Origin of the sequence: Ramlibacter henchirensis (assembly GCF_004682015.1) — a bacterium.
Classification (GTDB): domain Bacteria; phylum Pseudomonadota; class Gammaproteobacteria; order Burkholderiales; family Burkholderiaceae_C; genus Ramlibacter; species Ramlibacter henchirensis.
In genome coordinates, this window is the sequence record NZ_SMLM01000003.1 from 425,747 (window position 1) to 441,984 (window position 16,238).

General features: G+C 69.6%; 19 protein-coding genes. 12 read left to right on the forward strand and 7 right to left on the reverse strand.

All coding sequences use genetic code 11. The features are described from left to right. The first annotated feature begins 33 nt into the window (after positions 1-33). The 9 genes from hflX (at position 34) to EZ313_RS20095 (ending at position 8,351) form a co-directional block, all read left to right on the forward strand. Entirely contained in the window at positions 34-1,218 is a 1,185-nt protein-coding gene (hflX, locus tag EZ313_RS20055) for a GTPase HflX (protein WP_135265082.1), read from the forward strand. Positions 1,219-1,259: 41 nt separating this feature from the next. Then, positions 1,260-2,573, forward strand: a complete 1,314-nt coding sequence (gene hflK / locus EZ313_RS20060) for an FtsH protease activity modulator HflK (RefSeq protein ID WP_240788720.1) — start codon at positions 1,260-1,262, stop codon at positions 2,571-2,573. Positions 2,574-2,588: 15 nt separating this feature from the next. Further along, entirely contained in the window at positions 2,589-3,521 is a 933-nt protein-coding gene (gene hflC, locus EZ313_RS20065) for a protease modulator HflC (RefSeq protein ID WP_135265083.1), read from the forward strand. Position 3,522: 1 nt separating this feature from the next. Further along, positions 3,523-3,711 carry a DUF2065 domain-containing protein gene (locus EZ313_RS20070; RefSeq protein WP_135265084.1) on the forward strand — a complete coding sequence of 63 codons (189 nt, stop codon included), beginning with the start codon at positions 3,523-3,525 and terminating at the stop codon, positions 3,709-3,711. An 86-nt stretch (positions 3,712-3,797) separates the two neighbouring features. Further along, on the forward strand, positions 3,798-4,946 hold the full coding sequence (locus tag EZ313_RS20075) for an ATP phosphoribosyltransferase regulatory subunit (protein ID WP_135265085.1): 1,149 nt from the start codon (positions 3,798-3,800) through the stop codon (positions 4,944-4,946). A gap of 27 nt (positions 4,947-4,973) precedes the next feature. Further along, complete coding sequence (locus tag EZ313_RS20080; protein ID WP_135265086.1) at positions 4,974-6,302, forward strand: adenylosuccinate synthase; 1,329 nt, start codon at positions 4,974-4,976, stop codon at positions 6,300-6,302. Positions 6,303-6,314: 12 nt separating this feature from the next. Continuing rightward, entirely contained in the window at positions 6,315-6,839 is a 525-nt protein-coding gene (locus tag EZ313_RS20085) for a phosphoribosyltransferase (RefSeq protein ID WP_135265087.1), read from the forward strand. 29 nt (positions 6,840-6,868) lie between these two features. Continuing rightward, positions 6,869-8,080, forward strand: a complete 1,212-nt coding sequence (locus EZ313_RS20090) for an aminotransferase class I/II-fold pyridoxal phosphate-dependent enzyme (RefSeq protein WP_135265088.1) — start codon at positions 6,869-6,871, stop codon at positions 8,078-8,080. Between the two features lie 79 nt (positions 8,081-8,159). Continuing rightward, on the forward strand, positions 8,160-8,351 hold the full coding sequence (locus EZ313_RS20095; RefSeq protein WP_135265089.1) for a hypothetical protein: 192 nt from the start codon (positions 8,160-8,162) through the stop codon (positions 8,349-8,351). Positions 8,352-8,355: 4 nt separating this feature from the next. Here EZ313_RS20095 and mnmH read toward each other — a convergent pair whose 3' ends face one another. Both mnmH and EZ313_RS20105 read right to left on the reverse strand, forming a co-directional pair. Beyond that, a complete protein-coding gene (gene mnmH, locus EZ313_RS20100) occupies positions 8,356-9,417 on the reverse strand; it encodes a tRNA 2-selenouridine(34) synthase MnmH (RefSeq protein ID WP_135265090.1) in 1,062 nt (353 codons plus the stop codon). Then, positions 9,414-10,037, reverse strand: coding sequence for an arylesterase (locus EZ313_RS20105; protein ID WP_135265091.1), 624 nt, complete (start codon positions 10,035-10,037; stop codon positions 9,414-9,416). The genes mnmH and EZ313_RS20105 overlap by 4 nt, the downstream gene beginning before the upstream one ends. A 15-nt stretch (positions 10,038-10,052) precedes the next feature. Between EZ313_RS20105 and EZ313_RS20110 the strand changes: the two genes are divergently transcribed. From EZ313_RS20110 to EZ313_RS20120, 3 genes are all read left to right on the forward strand, one after another. Further along, positions 10,053-10,727, forward strand: a complete 675-nt coding sequence (locus EZ313_RS20110) for an ABC transporter ATP-binding protein (RefSeq protein WP_135265092.1) — start codon at positions 10,053-10,055, stop codon at positions 10,725-10,727. Between the two features lie 139 nt (positions 10,728-10,866). Next, positions 10,867-11,607, forward strand: coding sequence for a 23S rRNA (guanosine(2251)-2'-O)-methyltransferase RlmB (gene rlmB / locus EZ313_RS20115; protein ID WP_135265093.1), 741 nt, complete (start codon positions 10,867-10,869; stop codon positions 11,605-11,607). Beyond that, a complete protein-coding gene (locus tag EZ313_RS20120) occupies positions 11,597-12,328 on the forward strand; it encodes an SIR2 family NAD-dependent protein deacylase (RefSeq protein WP_135265094.1) in 732 nt (243 codons plus the stop codon). Before rlmB ends, EZ313_RS20120 begins: the two co-directional genes overlap by 11 nt. On the opposite strand, the gene EZ313_RS20125 is transcribed toward EZ313_RS20120, so the two are convergent. The 5 genes from EZ313_RS20125 to EZ313_RS20145 are packed head-to-tail and all read right to left on the reverse strand — an operon-like array spanning position 12,325 to position 16,120. Further along, positions 12,325-12,885, reverse strand: coding sequence for a chromate transporter (locus EZ313_RS20125; protein ID WP_135265095.1), 561 nt, complete (start codon positions 12,883-12,885; stop codon positions 12,325-12,327). The two genes, EZ313_RS20120 and EZ313_RS20125, sit on opposite strands and share 4 nt — an antisense overlap. Beyond that, positions 12,882-13,490: a chromate transporter gene (locus EZ313_RS20130; RefSeq protein ID WP_135265096.1), complete on the reverse strand. Its 609-nt coding sequence runs from the start codon at positions 13,488-13,490 to the stop codon at positions 12,882-12,884. The genes EZ313_RS20125 and EZ313_RS20130 overlap by 4 nt, the downstream gene beginning before the upstream one ends. Further along, positions 13,487-14,380: a DMT family transporter gene (locus EZ313_RS20135; RefSeq protein ID WP_135265097.1), complete on the reverse strand. Its 894-nt coding sequence runs from the start codon at positions 14,378-14,380 to the stop codon at positions 13,487-13,489. Before EZ313_RS20135 ends, EZ313_RS20130 begins: the two co-directional genes overlap by 4 nt. A 4-nt stretch (positions 14,381-14,384) precedes the next feature. Then, positions 14,385-15,317, reverse strand: a complete 933-nt coding sequence (locus EZ313_RS20140; RefSeq protein WP_135265098.1) for a bifunctional helix-turn-helix transcriptional regulator/GNAT family N-acetyltransferase — start codon at positions 15,315-15,317, stop codon at positions 14,385-14,387. 38 nt (positions 15,318-15,355) lie between these two features. Beyond that, on the reverse strand, positions 15,356-16,120 hold the full coding sequence (locus tag EZ313_RS20145) for an alpha/beta hydrolase (RefSeq protein ID WP_135265099.1): 765 nt from the start codon (positions 16,118-16,120) through the stop codon (positions 15,356-15,358). Between the last annotated feature and the right edge of the window lie 118 nt (positions 16,121-16,238).

Sequence of the window (16,238 nt, forward strand, 5' to 3'; positions counted from 1 at the left end):
CGTGTCCATCCCTGATACCCCCGGATCCCCGTTTTGTCAGATTCCCAAGCAAGCCCCGCCGCCCCCACGATCCTCGTCGGGGTGGACCTTGGCCTTCCCCATTTCGATTCCGAACTCCTGGAACTCGGTGAACTGGCCCGCACCGCCGGCCTGGAGCCTGTGGCGCGATTGACCGCCAAGCGCAAGGCGCCCGACGCGGCGCTGTTCGTCGGCCGCGGCAAGGCCGACGAGATCAAGGCGCTGGCCGAAGAGACCGGCGCTGCCGAAGTGCTGTTCGACCAGGCCCTCAGCCCCGGCCAGCAGCGCAACCTCGAACGCCACCTGGGCCTGCCGGTCAACGACCGCACGCTGCTGATCCTGGAGATCTTCGCCCAGCGCGCCCGCAGCCACGAAGGCAAGCTGCAGGTCGAACTGGCGCGCCTGCAGTACCTGAGCACCCGGCTGGTCCGCCGCTGGTCGCACCTGGAGCGCCAGCGCGGCGGCATCGGCGCGCGCGGCGGCCCGGGCGAAACGCAGATCGAGCTGGACCGCCGGATGATCGGCGACGCCATCAAGCGCACGCGCGACCGCCTCGAGAAGGTCAAGCGACAGCGCCACACGCAGCGCCGCCAGCGCGAGCGCCAGGGGGCCTACAACATCTCGCTGGTGGGGTACACCAATGCCGGCAAGTCGACGCTGTTCAATGCGCTGGTGAAAGCCCGCGCGTATGCGGCCGACCAGCTGTTCGCCACGCTGGACACCACCACGCGGCGCCTGTACCTCGATGACGTCGAAGGCGGCTCCGGCGGCCGGTCGGTGTCGCTGTCCGACACGGTCGGGTTCATCCGCGACCTGCCGCACGGACTGATCGACGCGTTCCAGGCCACGCTGCAGGAAGCAACCGATGCCGACCTGCTGCTGCACGTGGTCGACGCGGCCAACCCGAACCACCGCGAGCAGATCGAGGAAGTGCAGCGCGTGCTGCACGAGATCGGCGCCGACCAGGTGCCGCAGCTCCTGGTCTTCAACAAGGTCGATGCGCTGGAGCCTTCGCAGCGCCCGCGCCTGCGCAGCGATGTCTTCGAGCTCGAGGGAACGCCGGTGCGCCGCCTGTTCGTCAGCAGCCGCACCGCGGACGGCCTGCCCGCCCTGCGGCAGGAGCTGGCCGGCCGCGCCGCCGACGCGGCCCGCCCCCAATCCCTCCCGCAAGGTCCTGAATTGCACGACGCCGCCGCCTGATTGGGCACAATCCGGCCAGACAACGAACAGAAACACTTCGAATGAAGCTTCCCCTGCCCGGCATCGGGTCGCGCCTCAGAGGCATGTTCAACCTGAACGATCCCCGGTGGGGACGGGGCGGGGACGACGGCAAGGACAACCGTCCCGATCCGCAGCGACCGGAGCGCGGCCCCAACCAGGGCCCGCCCGACCTGGACGAACTCTGGCGCGACTTCAACCGTCGCCTGGGCGGCCTGTTCGGCGGCGGCCGCGGCCGCCGGCCTGACAACAACAACAACAACGGCTTCCAGCCCGACATGAAGAGCGCCGGCGTGGGCATCGGCCTCATCGCGGCGGTGCTGCTGCTGATCTGGCTGGGGACCGGCTTCTTCATCGTGCAGGAAGGCCAGCAGGCCGTGATCACGCAATTCGGCCGCTACAAGGCTACGGTGGGCGCGGGCTTCAACTGGCGCCTGCCGTACCCGATCCAGCGGCACGAGGTCGTCTACGTCACGCAGATCCGCTCGGTCGACATCGGCCGCGACACCGTGATCAAGGCGACGGGCCTGAAGGAGTCGGCGATGCTGACCCAGGACGAGAACATCCTGGACATCAAGTTCTCCGTGCAGTACCGGCTGAAGGACGCGCGAGCCTACCTGTTCGAGAGCAAGAACCCCGCGGAAACCGTCGTGCAGGTCGCCGAGACCGCCGTGCGCGAAGTGGTCGGCAAGATGCAGATGAACGCGGCGCTGGGTGAGGAGCGCGAGCAGATCGCGCCGCGCGTGCGTACGGTGATGCAGAACGTGCTGGATCGCTACCGCGTCGGGATCGACGTCGTCGTCATCAACCTGCAGCAGGGCGGGGTGCGCGCGCCCGAGCAGGTGCAGGCCGCGTTCGACGACGTCAACAAGGCAGCCCAGGAGCGCGAGCGGCTGAAGAACGAAGGCGCGGCCTACGCCAACGATGTGATCCCGCGCGCCGCCGGTTCCGCAGCGCGCCTGCGGGAAGAAGCGGAGGGCTACAAGTCCCGCGTGGTCGCGCAGGCCCAGGGCGATGCGCAGCGCTTCCGCTCGGTGCTGACCGAATACCAGAAGGCGCCCCAGGTGACGCGGGACCGCATGTACCTGGAGACGATGCAGCAGATCTACGCCAACGTCACCAAGGTGATGATCGATTCGCGCCAGGGCTCCAACCTGCTGTACCTGCCGCTCGATCGCATCATGCAGCAGGTGTCGCAGGGCGGCGCCGCGGTCGTGCCCGATGCCGGCACCGGCGGCGCGCCGGCCGCCGGCACCAGCGGCGGGCCCGCCGGTCCTTCCTCCGATGTCCGCAACCGGGACACCAACGCCCGCGGCCGCGAACGCGAGTCGCGCTGACGGGAGCACCACGCAATGAACCGAATCGGCTTTATCGGCGCCGCCGCCCTCGTGGCTCTGGCCCTGCTCAGCTCCATGCTCTTCGTCGTCGACCAGCGCCAGTTCGGCGTGGTGTACGCACTCGGCCAGATCCGCGAAGTGATCACGGAACCCGGTCTGAACTTCAAGCTGCCGCCGCCTTTCCAGAACGTCAGCTACATCGACAAGCGCCTGCTCAACCTGGACAGCAACGACACCACGCCGGTGCTCACGGCGGAGAAGCAGCCGGTGGTGATCGACTGGTACGTGCGCTGGCGCATCACCGATCCCACCCTGTACATCCGCACCGTCGGCCTGGACGAGGCCACCGGCGCCAACCGGCTCTCCAACGTCGTGCGCAGCGCCTTCAACCAGGAGGTCAACAAGCGCACGGTGCGCGACCTGCTGTCGACGCAGCGCGAGCAGCTGATGGCCGACGTGAAGGCGGAGGTGCTGGAACAGGTCAAGGGCTCGCAGCCCTGGGGCATCGATGTGATCGACGTGCGCGTGACGCGGGTCGACTACAGCGAAGCGATCACCGAGTCGGTCTATCGCCGGATGGAGGCCGAGCGGCGCCGCGTGGCGAACGAACTGCGCTCCACCGGCGCCGCCGAGAGCGAGAAGATCCGCGCCGACGCCGACCGCCAGCGCGAGGTGATCATCGCCAACGCCTACCGGGACGCGCAGAAGATCAAGGGTGAGGGCGATGCCCAGGCCGCCTCGGTCTACGGCGACGCCTTCGGACGCGATCCGCAGTTCGCGCAGTTCTATCGCAGCCTCGAGGCCTACCGCGCCACCTTCAACAAGCGCGGCGACCTGCTCGTGGTCGACCCGAACGGGTCGGAGTTCTTCCGCGCCTTCCGGGGCCCCGGCAGCGGCGCCGGCGCCGGCGGCGGCTCGGCCCCCGCGGCACCGGCTCAGCGTCGCTGAGTTGGACAGCGATACCCTCTGGGCGGCCCTCGCCCTGGTCCTGGTGCTCGAGGGCCTGTTCCCGCTGCTGTCCCCGCGCGGCTGGCGCAGCACCTTTCGCAAGCTGCTCGAACTGAAGGACGGGCAGCTGAGGTTCTTCGGGTTGTGCAGCGTGGGGCTGGGATTGCTGCTGCTGCTCGTGTTCGGCTGAGCCGCCTCTGTGCGGTGCGCCGAGTCCAGCTCGGCAGCCGAGGCACGCCCGGTAAAATCCCGCTTTTAACAGCCCATCACTTCCTCATGTCCGCCTGGGTCCTGCCGGATCACATCGCCGATGTCCTGCCGTCCGAGGCCCGGCACATCGAGGAACTGCGGCGGCAGCTGCTCGACACGGCGCGCGGCTACGGCTGCGAGCTCGTGATGCCGCCGCTGCTGGAGCACCTGGAGTCGCTCCTCACCGGCACCGGCGAAGCGCTGGACCTGCAGACGTTCAAGCTGGTGGACCAGCTGTCCGGCCGCATGATGGGCCTGCGCGCCGACACCACGCCGCAGGTGGCCCGCATCGACGCCCACCTCCTGAACCGCTCCGGCGTCGCCCGCCTGTGCTACTGCGGACCGGTGCTGCACACCCGCCCCGACCGGCCCCATGCCACGAGGGAGCCGCTGCAGTTCGGCGCCGAGATCTACGGCCATGCGGGCCTGGAAGCGGACCTCGAAGTCCTGTTGCTCGCGCTCGATTGCTTGAAGGCGACGCAAGTGGCCTGGCTCACGGTGGACCTCGCCGATGCCCGCATCGTGCGTTCGCTGTTCGCCGGCGTGCCGGTGGAAGCGCAGGCGCTGCGTGACGTGCACGCGGCCCTCGCGGCGAAGGACGCTTCCTCGCTCGCCCGGCTCACGCGCGACTTCCCGGCCGCTTCGCGTGAAGGGCTTGCCGCCCTGGTCACGCTCTATGGCGACGAGACGGTTCTGGCCGAGGCGCGCCGCGTGCTGCCGCCGTCGCCCGCGATCGCGCAGGCGCTGGACCAGCTGGCCTGGATCGGCCGCCACCTCGAGGGCGCTGCGATCACGTACGACCTGGCCGACCTGCGCGGCTATGCGTACTACAGCGGCATCCGCTTCGGCATCTACACGCCGGGCGCGAGCGACGCGCTGGTGCGCGGCGGCCGCTACGACGAAGTCGGCGCCGTGTTCGGCCGCAACCGGCCGGCCGCCGGCTTCTCGCTCGACGTCAAGGAGCTCGTCGGCGTGGTGGCCAAGCGGCCACTGAAGGCCGCCATCCGCGCGCCCTGGGGCGAGCAGCCCCAGCTGCGCGCCGCGATCGCGCGCCTGCGCGCCGAGGGCGAGACCGTGGTCTGCGTCCTGCCGGGCCACGAAAGTGAAGTGGACGAGTTCCACTGCGACCGCGAGCTGGTCGCCCAGCACGGCCAATGGGCCGTGCGCCCCCTCTGATTTTTTCCTTTCCGGGTTTTCTCCGTCATGAACAAGACAACGGGTCGCAATGTGGTCGTCGTGGGCACGCAGTGGGGCGACGAAGGCAAGGGCAAGCTGGTCGACTGGTTGACCGAGATGGCCCAGGGCGTGGTGCGCTTCCAGGGCGGCCACAACGCCGGCCACACGCTGGTGATCAACGGCGTCAAGACCGCGCTGCACCTGATCCCCAGCGGCATCATGCGGCCGGGCGTGCGCTGCTACATCGGCAATGGCGTCGTGCTGTCGCCCGGCAAGCTGTTCGAGGAGATCGAGGGGCTGGAGAGGGCCGGCGTGGAGGTGCGCTCGCGCCTTCGCATCAGCGAGGCCTGCCCGCTGATCCTGCCGTTCCACTCCGCGCTGGACGTGGCGCGCGAGACCCTGCGCGAAAAGGGCGGCACCGAGAAGATCGGCACCACCGGGCGCGGGATCGGCCCGGCATACGAGGACAAGATCGCGCGCCGTGCGCTGCGCGTGCAGGACCTCAAGCACCCGCAGCGCTTCGCCGAGAAGCTCAAGGTGCTGCTGGAGCTGCACAACCATGTGCTCACCACCTTCCTGCATGCGCCCGCGGTGGACTACCAGCAGGTGCTGGACGAGGCGCTGAAGCACGGCGAGCAGCTGCGGCCGATGATGGCCGACGTCTCGCGCGAGCTGAACGAGGCCAACCGCCACGGCGACAACCTGCTGTTCGAGGGCGCGCAGGGCACGCTGCTGGACGTGGACCACGGCACCTATCCCTACGTGACGTCGAGCAACTGCGTGGCCGGCAACGCTTCGGCGGGCGCGGGCGTCGGGCCAGGCATGCTGCATTACATCCTGGGCATTACGAAGGCCTACTGCACGCGCGTCGGCGGCGGCCCGTTCCCGACGGAGCTGGATTGGGAGACGCCGGGCACCGTCGGCCATCACCTGTCCACCGTGGGCGCCGAGAAGGGCGTCACCACGGGCCGCTCGCGGCGCTGCGGCTGGTTCGACGCGGCGCTCCTGAAGCGCAGCGCGCAGGTCAACGGCCTGTCGGGGCTTTGCATCACCAAGCTCGACGTGCTGGACGGCATCAAGGAGCTGCTGCTGTGCACCGGCTACGAGCTCGATGGCGAGCACACCGACATCCTGCCGCTGGGCGCCGACGAGATCGCGCGCTGCAAGCCGATCTACGAAAAGATGGACGGCTGGACGCAGAGCACCGTCGGCGTCACCGACTACAACAAGCTGCCAGTCAACGCGCGCCTTTACCTGCAGCGCATCGAACAGGTGACCGGCGTGCCCATCGATATCATCTCGACCAGCCCGGACCGCGACCACACGATCATGATGCGGCATCCGTACCTGGCCTAGGAGTAGAACGAGATGTTGACGGAAGACGGCAAGCACCTGTACGTGAGCTACGACGAGTACCACAACCTGATCGAGAAGCTCGCGATCAAGGTGTACCAGTCGGGCTGGAAGTTCGACACGATCCTCTGCCTGGCGCGCGGCGGCATGCGGCCGGGGGACATCCTCTCGCGCATCTTCGACAAGCCGCTGGCCATCATGTCCACCAGCTCCTACCGCGCCGAAGCCGGCACCATCCAGGGACACCTGGACATCGCGCGCTACATCACCACGCCCAAGGGCGAGATCGCGGGGCGGGTGCTGCTGGTCGACGACCTGGCCGACTCCGGCCACACGCTGCACAAGGTGGTGGACCTGCTGCGGAACAGCTACAAGCCCATCACCGAGCTGCGCAGCGCAGTGATCTGGACCAAGGGCCTGTCCACGTTCACGCCGGACTACTCGGTGGAATTCCTGCCCACCAACCCCTGGATCCACCAGCCGTTCGAGGGCTACGACGCAATGGGCCCCGAGAAGCTGCTGGAGAAGTGGAAGATCTGAGTCGCTGAGGCCGCCGCTACCATCGCGGCATGCCCTCGCGTCCGACCGATCTCATCCACCACCCCTACACACCGCCGGCGGGCTTTTCCGCGCCGCAGCCCGGGGTCTACAAGGCCTCGACGGTCATCTTCCCCAACGTCGCGGCGCTGCGCGCCCGCGACTGGAAGCACAAGACCGGCTACACCTACGGCCTGCACGGCACGCCCACGACCTTCCAGCTCGAGGAGCGCATCGCCACGCTCGAAGGCGCGAAGCAGTGCCTGCTGGTGCCCAGCGGCCTGGCGGCGATCGCATGCGTGAACTTCGCGCTGCTGGCAACGGGCGATGAGGTCCTCATCCCCGACAACGCCTATGGCCCGTTGAAGGCGCTGGCCGAAGGCGAGCTGCGGCAATGGGGGATCACGCACCAGCGCTATGACCCGATGAACCCGGCGGACCTGGAGCGGCGTCTCGGCCCGCGGACGAAGCTGGTCTGGCTGGAGGCGCCGGGCTCCGTGACGATGGAGTTCCCGCCGCTCGCGCACCTGGCGCACGTGTGCCGGCAGCGCGGCATTACGACCGTCCTCGACAACACGTGGGGTGCGGGCCTGGCCTTCAACGGCTTCGACCTGAGGCACGGCGAACGCTTCGGGGCCGGCAGCGGCGCCGACATCGTGGTGCAGGCGCTGACCAAGTACCCCAGCGGAGGCGGCGACGTGCTCATGGGCAGCATCGCCACGCGCGACGAGGCGCTGCACGTGCGCATCAAGCTCACGCACATGCGGATCGGTTTCGGCATCGGCGCGAACGACGTCGAAGGGGTGATGCGCTCGCTCCCGAGCCTGCCGGTGCGCTATCGCGCGCACGATGCCTCCGCCCGCTCGCTCGCCCGCTGGATGCAAGGCCGACCCGAAGTCGCGCAGGTCCTGCATCCCGCGCTCGAGGGCTCGCCCGGCCACGAGCACTGGCGTTCGCTGTGCGGCGACGACGGCCTCGCCGCGGGCCTGTTCTCGGTGGTCTTCCACGACCGCTACGCGTCCACCCAGGTCGACGCGTTCTGCGATGCGCTGAAGCTCTTCAAGCTCGGCTATTCATGGGGCGGCCCGATGAGCCTGGTGGTGCCTTACGACGTCCCGTCCATGCGCAGCGCCGAGGTCGCGAAGTGGCCGCATCGCGGCGTGCTGGTGCGCTTCTCGGTCGGGCTCGAACACCCGGCGGACCTGCAGGCGGACGTCGAACAGGCGCTGGCCGCGCTCGGCTGAGGCAGGCGGGGCAGCTGCCGTGTTGCCGCCCCAGATTTTTGGCGTACATTGGTCCCATCCTCTTACGAACGGACGAGCTGTGGCCACACCCAATTACGGATACGAGAAGCGACAGAAGGAATTGGCCAAGAAGCGCAAGAAGGAAGAAAAGCTCAGGGCCAAGGCCGACCGGAAGGCCGGGGTCGGCGGGCCGGCGGGCGACACGACGGCCGGCGACGAAGGGCAGGGCGACGCGCCCGCCGAACCCAGCCAGCAGCCCCCGCAAGGCTGAGCACTCAGCCGCCCGCCTCGACGATCTCCCGCGCCAGACGCTCCATGCTGGCCGCGCTGCGGTCGGGCAGCACGCAGGCCCGCGCATCCGCAAACCGAACGAAGTTGCGCTGCGTCGACGACGCATAGCCCGGGTCGTAGTGGGCCTGCAGCAGCTCACGCACCACAGTTTCCACCTCCCCCTTCTTCACCAGCGCCTGCCAGCGCTCGACCGTGGCCTTGCCACGCAGCTGGCTCAGGGCCGCAAGCCGGCCGCAGAACAGCTGCGGATCGTGGACGAAGAAGGCGTAGTCCTCCATCAGCAGCGCCACGCGCTCGTCGTCGGGCAGGTCGATGCGCAGGCACGGGCTGGCGCGCATGGCGTCGATCAGGGCCTCGGGCACGGCGACATTGCCGACCTTGCGGCTCTCGCTCTCCACGTACACCGGCCGCTGCGGATCGAAGCGGCGCAGCGCGTCCCAGACGCGGGTGTCGAAAGCCTTCTGGCTGGGCTGCGGTTCGCCGGGGATGAACCCCAGCACCGAGCTGCGGTGGTGCGCCAGGCCTTCGAGGTCCAGCACCTGCGCGCCGGCCGCGGCCAGCGCATGCAGCAGCCGGGTCTTGCCGGAGCCGGTCGGCCCGCACACCACGCGATACGACAACCGCTGGGCAAGCTCAGGCACCTGCGCCAGTACCGCGCTGCGGAAAGCCTTGTAGCCGCCCTCGATCAACGTGACCCGGAAGCCGATCTGGTCCAGCACCAGCGACAGCGCCCCGCTGCGCTTGCCGCCGCGCCAGCAGTACACCAGCGGCTGCCAGTCCTTGGGCTTGTCGAGCACCTCGCTCTCGATGTGCCGCGCGACGTTGGCGGCCACCAGCGCCGCCCCGCGCTTGCGCGCCTCGAAAGGGCTGACCTGCTTGTAGATCGTGCCGACGAGCGCACGCTCGTCGTTGTTCAGCGAAGGCCAGTTGACGGCGCCGGGCAGGTGGTCCTCGGCGAACTCGGCCTCGCTGCGCGCATCGACGATGGTGTCGAACTCGGCCAGGCGCCCAACGGCCTGCGCCGCCGCCAGGGTCTGCACGCTCACCTGAGCAGCTTGCGCAGCTCGGGCCAGACATTGGCCAGCATGCGCTCCTGGGCCTGCTCGTTGGGATGGATGCGGTCGGACTGGAAGAACCGCGGCGCGTCCTCGATGTCGGCAACGCCCTTGAGCAGGAAAGGCACCACGGCCGCCTGGTGCTCGCGCGCCACTTTCTCGTAGATCGCCGCGAACCGGTTGCCGTAGTCCGCGCCGTAGTTGGGCGGCAGCTGGATGCCCACCAGCAGCACGCGGGCGCCGGCCTTCTGTGCGGCCTGCACCATGGACGCGAGATTGGCCTGCGTCATCTCCAGCGGCAGCCCTCGCAGGGCGTCGTTGCCGCCCAGCTCGATGACCACGTGCGTCGGCTTGTGCTGCGCCAGCAGCGGCGCCAGCCGCGAGCGCCCGCCCGAGGTGGTGTCGCCGCTGATGCTGGCATTGACCACGCGGGCGTCGACCTTGTCGTCGGCGAGCTTGCGTTCCATCAAGGACACCCAGCCGCTGCCGCGCTTGAGGCCATACTCGGCGCTGAGCGAATCGCCCACCACCAGGACGGTGGCGGGCGCCGCGAAAGCGGTCCCCGCATAAGCGGCAGCTAACCCAGCCGCGATAAAGTGCCTGCGCCTCAAGACTGAACCTTCTCCATGCCCGAACCCATCATCGCCGTCGAACACGTCCACAAGTCGGTCACCGATTCGACGGGCACGCTCGACATTCTGCGCGATATCGATTTCACGCTCGCGGAGCGGGAGACCGCCGCCATCGTCGGGGCCTCGGGCTCCGGCAAGAGCACGCTGCTGTCCATCGTCGCCGGGCTGGATACGCCCACCCAGGGCACCGTGCGCCTGGCCGGCGAGGACCTGTTCGCGCTGGACGAGGACGACCGCGCGGCGCTGCGAGCGCGCAAGGTGGGCTTCGTGTTCCAGAGTTTCCAGCTCCTGGGCAACCTCACGGCGCTGGAGAACGTGATGCTGCCGCTCGAACTGGCCGGCCGGCGCGATGCCCGCAAGGCTGCCGGCGCGATGCTCGACCGCGTGGGCCTGGCCGAGCGCCTGGGCCACTACCCCAAGGTGCTTTCGGGTGGCGAGCAGCAACGCGTGGCGCTGGCCCGCGCCTTCGTCGTCGAGCCGGCCGTGCTGCTGGCCGACGAACCGACCGGGAGCCTGGACTTCGCCACCGGCGAGCGGGTGATGGACCTGATGTTCGAGCTCAACCGAGAGCTCGGAACGACGCTCGTGCTGGTCACGCACGACCAGGGCATCGCGCAGCGCTGCGAGCGGCGCATCACCATCGAGGCCGGGCGGTTGGCCGAGGGCTGAAGGAAAACCGGTACGCAGAAACCACGGAAAGGACGCAGAAAGCGCGGAAGAATTCTTTGAGATTTTTCCCAGCGTTTTCTGCGTCCTTTCTGCGCTTTCCGCGTACGGCTGTTTTCCCCTCGCCGAGATAATCGCCGTCATGTCATCCGCCAAGGTCCTGTTCGGTTTCCATGCGGTCGGCGTGCGCCTGAAGACCGCGCCGCAGTCCGTGATCGAGGTCTATTACGAGGCGGCGCGGCGCGACGCTCGCATGCGGCAGTTCCTCGATCGCGCGCGCGAGGCGGGCGTTCGCCTGATCGAGGCCGACGCGCTGCGCATCGCCAAGCTGGCCGGCAGCCACGGCCACCAGGGTGTGGCTGCCAGAGTGGAGCCGCTGCCCGCGGCCAAATCACTGGACGACCTGCTCGACCAAGTCCAGGGACCGCCCCTGCTGCTGGTGCTGGACGGCGTCACCGACCCGCACAACCTGGGCGCCTGCCTGCGCGTCGCCGACGGCGCGGGCGCGCATGCGGTCATCGCGCCCAAGGACCACGCGGTCGGCCTGAACGCCACCGTCGCCAAGGTGGCCAGCGGCGCCGCCGAAACGGTGCCGTACTTCATGGTGACCAACCTCGCGCGCACGCTCGGCGAGCTGAAGGAGCGCAGCATCTGGTGCATCGGAGCCAGCGACGACGCGCCGCGCACGGTCTGGCAGGCGGACCTCAAAGCGCCGGTGGCGCTGGTGCTCGGCGCCGAAGGACCCGGCATGCGCCAGCTCACGCGCAAGACCTGCGACGAACTGGTGTCGATTCCGATGCGCGGCGCAGTGGAGAGCCTGAACGTCTCCGTGGCCAGCGGCATCTGCCTGTACGAGGCTCTCAGGCAGCGACATGAGCGTTGAGCAGGTGCGCGGCTGGATCGCGGCGGCGCGCCGCATCGCCGTGCTCACCGGCGCGGGCATGAGCGCCGAGTCGGGCGTGCCGACGTTCCGCGACGCGCAGACCGGGTTGTGGGCGAAGTTCCCTCCCGAGGACCTCGCCACCGAAGAAGCGTTCCGGCGCCGCCCTGCGCACGTGTGGGACTGGTACGCGATGCGGCGCGAGCGCATGGCGGGTGTCAAGCCGAATGCCGGCCATGTGGCGCTGGCGCGGTTCGCGCAGTCGCATCCGGGGCGCCTCACGCTCATCACGCAGAACGTCGACGGCCTGCACCAGAAGGCGGGCAGCCCCGGCGTGCTGGCCCTGCACGGCAGCATCGCCGAGGACAAGTGGCTGGATTCGCCCCGCCGCTGCTGCGATTCGCAGCCGCCGGTCGAAGGCCGCCCACCGCGATGCGGCGCGTGCGGCAACCTGCGCCGGCCGGCCGTGGTCTGGTTCGGCGAGATGCTGCCGATGGACGTGCTCGCCGCCGCGGAAGACGCTGCCGGTACCTGCGACCTGATGTTGGTGGTGGGCACCAGCGGCGTCGTCTACCCTGCCGCCGGTCTTGCGCGCACCGCGGCCGCCCATGCGCGCATGGTGGTGCTCAATCCCGAACCGAGCGACCTGGACGATGCCGCGCACGTGGTGCTGTGCGGGACCGCGGCCAAGCTGTTGCCGCAGCTGCTCGAACCCGCCGCCTAGACGAGCCCGAACCACCCCAGCACCGCACCCGCGCCCAGCAGCCAGAGCAGGTGGATGCGTGTGCGCCAGACGATGATCGCGGCCACGAAGGCCACGGCCCACAGCGGCGCATCGCGCAATTTCGGCTGGGCCCCCGTGGCCAGCACCCAGCCTGTCGCGATCAGCAGCGCGATCACGATGGGCGCCATGCCCTGCTTGAACGCGCGCACGCCGCGCAGCTCGCGATTTCGGTGGCCCCATTGCGAAGCCAGGTAGGTGAGGGTGCAGCTGGGCAGCAGGATGCCGACCATGGTGACCACCAGCCCGAGCGACGCGAGGAAGAAGCTGCCGGCGTTCAGCCCCACGTTCCAGCCCATGAGTGCGACGAACAGCACGTTGGGTCCGGGCGCGGCCTGCGCGATCGCCACCGACGCGCTGAACTGCGGATCGGTCATCCACTGCCGCTCCTGCACCAGGTAGCGGTGCATGTCGGGCGCGGTGGTGATCGCGCCGCCCACGGACAGCAGCGAGAGCACCAGGTAGTGCGTGAAGAGGTCGACCCAGTCGGCGCCGGTCATCGCGGCGCTCCTTCCAGCGACCCGAGCCGCCGCCAGGTGAGCCAGCAGCCGACGCTGCCCAGTCCGAGCAGCACCCACAGGAGAGGCCAGCGAAGGAGCGCGATGCCGATGAAGCTCGCGGCGCCCAGCGCAAAGCAGCCCGGCGTGCCCAGCGGGTGCTTGCGCAGCGCCGGCACCAGCTTCAGGCCCGTGGCCGTGATCAGTCCGGCCGCCACGGCACCCATGCCGCGCAAGGCGCCGGCGAGTTGCGGGTGGTCCGCGAAGCGAGCGTGCAGCAGCGCCAGCGCGAGCACGACCACCAGAGGCGCGGCCAGCATGCCCGCCAGCGCGACGATCGCGCCGCGCAGGCCGAAGTAGCGGCTGCCGATCATCAGTGCGAGGTTGACCACGTTCGGCCCCGGCATGATCTGCGCGACGGCCCATTCCTCGACGAACTCCTCGCGCGTCATCCAGCGCTTGCGTTCCACCAGCTCGCGCTGCACCACGGCCAGCACGCCGCCGAATCCCTGCAAGGCCAGGAAGGTGAGGGACAAGAAGAGGTCGGTGAGCGATTCCGGCTGCGGCCGGCGCGTCTCGCCGGCGGGCGGCGCGGGCGGGGAGGTCATGGCCGCGGATTATCGGCGCGGCGGGTGGCGAGCCACAGCCCGGTTCCGATCAGCAGCAGCGCGAACCAGGTCCAGGCCTGCGGACGTTCGCCAAGCAGCCCCCAGCCCAGGAGCGCCGCCGTCACCGGATTGAGCGCGAGGAACACCGTGACGCGCGTCGGCGGCAGGTGCTTGAGCGCGTACAACCACCAGAAGTAGCCGATGCCGCTGGACACGCCGATGAAGCCGATCGCCCACCACGCGCCCGCGCCGAATCCGCCCAGCCTCGCAGGCCACGCCTCGGGCAATGCGAGCAGCGCCAGCGCGACCACGGACGCGAGCATGGCGAACGCGGACACCGGCACCACGGGATAGCGCTGCAGGTACGGCCGGTACAGCACGCTGCACAACGCGCCGGTCGCGGCCGCGCCGAGGACCGCCATCTCGCCCCACCAGCCGCCTGCGTGCCGCGCTTCCAGCTTCGGCACCAGCGTGCAAGCCACGCCGGCGATGGACAGCAGCACGCCAACGGCCAGGCTCGCGGTCGGCTTCTCGCGCCCGAGCGCTGTCGCCAGCGCCAGCGTGAGCAGCGGGAACAGGCTGAAGATCAGCGCCGCCTGCGCCGCCGGGACGCGCTGCAATCCGAAGTTGAGCAGCGCGATCAGCACGCCGAACTGGCCGATGCCCAGCGCCGCCATGGCGAGCAGGTCCCTGGCCGGTGCTCGCGCAGCCGAGCGGGGCATCGCGGCCAGCACCCGCCAGGCGAACGGCAGCAGGCAGGCGAAGCCGAGGGCGTAGCGCAGCATCGCCAGCGTGAGCGGCGGCACCTCCGCCACGGCGAAGCGCGATGCGACGATGGCCGCGCCGACCTGCACGCCGGTCGCGGCGGCCGCCCACAACGCCAGGTTCATGCAGTCAGCGCAGGTCGAGCGACCAGGATTCGCTCACCAGCTTTTTTCCGTAAGCCTCGAGCGGCTCGCTCTCCTCGAGCGTGAAGCCGCGCGACGAATAGATGGCGCGGGCCGCATCGAGTTGCCCGTTGGTCCAGAGCACCATCTTGCGGTAGCCCTTGGCCCTGGCGAACGCGATGCATTCGTCGACCAGCCGCCCGCCGAGGCCGAGGCCGCGCGCATGCGGGGAGAGGATCAGCAAACGCAGTTGCGCGACGGTCGCCGACTTGCGCACCACGAAGACGGAGCCGACCCGCTCGCCGTCGAGTTCGGCAATCCAGCCCTTCTCCCAGTGCGGGTCGAAGTTCTTCAGGTAGCCCGAAGCGACTTCCGCCACCAGCGCTTCGAACTCGTCGCTGTAACCGTACTCGCGGGCGTAGATCTCGCCGTGTTGCATCACCACCCAGCCCAGGTCGCCCGGGCGCGGGTCGCGCAGCTGCACCGTGCGGGTGCGCGCCTCGTCGGGCGCCAGGAGCCGCTGCACGGTCTGCATCGCGGCGATGACGCGCTCGCGCTGGCCGGGCGGCAGTGGCTGCAGCAAGGCGGAGGCTTCGTCGCGCGAACGCTGCTGCAGCGGCTCGAAGGCTTCGCGGCCGGAACGCGTCAGGCGCAGCAGGCTCTGGCGCGCATCGGCGGGGGAGGGCACCCGCTCCAGCCAACCCTTGTGCTCGAAGCGGCGCAGGATGCGGCTGAGGTAGCCGGGGTCCAGCGACAGGTCGCGCCCGAGTTCGCTGGCGGTCGGCTGGTCACGGTGCGCCAGCTCGTAGAGCACGCGCACCTCGGTCAGCGAGAAGTCGCTGCCCAGGTAGGGGTCCAGCACGCCGATGCGCTGGGTGTAGAAGCGGTTGAAGCCGCGCACCGCCTTGACATGCGCGGCCGAGACGGACGACGGGGCCACGGCCCATCGTCAATCAATTGCTTGACGCTGTCAAGAAATCAGGACAACAGCCGGGCCGTCGCCTCGAACGGCCGCCACTCGTCCTTGGGCTGGGCCAGCCGGTGCGTGATCACCTCCAGCGCGCGCGGATGGGCCGGCAGCTCCTCGTGACGCACGCCGGGCAGCTCGATGTTCTCGGTTTCGTGCGACTCGCGTTCGACGCATTGCTCCCATCGCACGACGCCGTCGTCCTTGCTGTAGATCGCGGTGCAGGGCACCGGCGGCTGCTGGCGCAGCGAATTGCGCATGCACAGCGGCATGCGCTCGGGCCCCGCGTCCAGCAGGGCCACGACCTTGCAGCGGCGGTGCGGATCGGCCGCCGTGTTGAAGGGCGAGCCCAGCGTGATCACCTGCCGCACCAGCGGATTGGCCCGCTTGGCGAGTTCGCGGGCGTAGATGCCCGAAAGGCCCCAGCCGATGAGCGTGACGGGCGCCTGCGTCACCTCGAACGCGTCGATCACGCATTCCTCGAGCTTGCGAAGCCAGCGCGGCAGGCCCATGCCGCGCGGGCCCTCATCACGGCCGTGGCCCCAGTCGAAAGGGCGGAAGCCCGCCTCTTCGAGCGTGCGGCGCAGCGGCGCCGTGCTTTCGGGGCCCGTGCCCTGGCGGGGAAAGACGATGACCGGCTGGCCGTCGCCTTCGTAGATTCGTCCTTGCCCGGTGCGGCGCACCTTAGGCGCGTTGAACAGCTGGCGTAGCGGCTGACGCAGGGTGTCCAGCGCCTGGCCGGGGGCGAAGCTGGACAACAAACCGGCCTGTGACATGCGATCCTCCCTGTGCAACGCCGCGCATGTTCGACGGCGAAACGCGATGCTAGGGAGGGCGGCAACCGCGGCGGTTGGGAGCAGGCGCTGTTACAAGGTAGGACGCCGCCTACCGCCT

Bases quoted from the DNA above. Each gene is read 5' to 3' on its own strand.
- hflK (WP_240788720.1), top strand. From the start codon at position 1,260: ATGAAGCTTCCCCTGCCCGGCATCGGGTCGCGCCTCAGAGGCATGTTC.
- hflC (WP_135265083.1), top strand. From the start codon at position 2,589: ATGAACCGAATCGGCTTTATCGGCGCCGCCGCCCTCGTGGCTCTGGCC.
- EZ313_RS20075 (WP_135265085.1), top strand. From the start codon at position 3,798: ATGTCCGCCTGGGTCCTGCCGGATCACATCGCCGATGTCCTGCCGTCC.
- EZ313_RS20080 (WP_135265086.1), top strand. From the start codon at position 4,974: ATGAACAAGACAACGGGTCGCAATGTGGTCGTCGTGGGCACGCAGTGG.
- EZ313_RS20085 (WP_135265087.1), top strand. From the start codon at position 6,315: ATGTTGACGGAAGACGGCAAGCACCTGTACGTGAGCTACGACGAGTAC.
- EZ313_RS20090 (WP_135265088.1), top strand. From the start codon at position 6,869: ATGCCCTCGCGTCCGACCGATCTCATCCACCACCCCTACACACCGCCG.
- EZ313_RS20110 (WP_135265092.1), top strand. From the start codon at position 10,053: ATGCCCGAACCCATCATCGCCGTCGAACACGTCCACAAGTCGGTCACC.
- rlmB (WP_135265093.1), top strand. From the start codon at position 10,867: ATGTCATCCGCCAAGGTCCTGTTCGGTTTCCATGCGGTCGGCGTGCGC.
- EZ313_RS20120 (WP_135265094.1), top strand. From the start codon at position 11,597: ATGAGCGTTGAGCAGGTGCGCGGCTGGATCGCGGCGGCGCGCCGCATC.
- EZ313_RS20125 (WP_135265095.1), bottom strand. From the start codon at position 12,885: ATGACCGGCGCCGACTGGGTCGACCTCTTCACGCACTACCTGGTGCTC.
- EZ313_RS20130 (WP_135265096.1), bottom strand. From the start codon at position 13,490: ATGACCTCCCCGCCCGCGCCGCCCGCCGGCGAGACGCGCCGGCCGCAG.
- EZ313_RS20135 (WP_135265097.1), bottom strand. From the start codon at position 14,380: ATGAACCTGGCGTTGTGGGCGGCCGCCGCGACCGGCGTGCAGGTCGGC.
- EZ313_RS20145 (WP_135265099.1), bottom strand. From the start codon at position 16,120: ATGTCACAGGCCGGTTTGTTGTCCAGCTTCGCCCCCGGCCAGGCGCTG.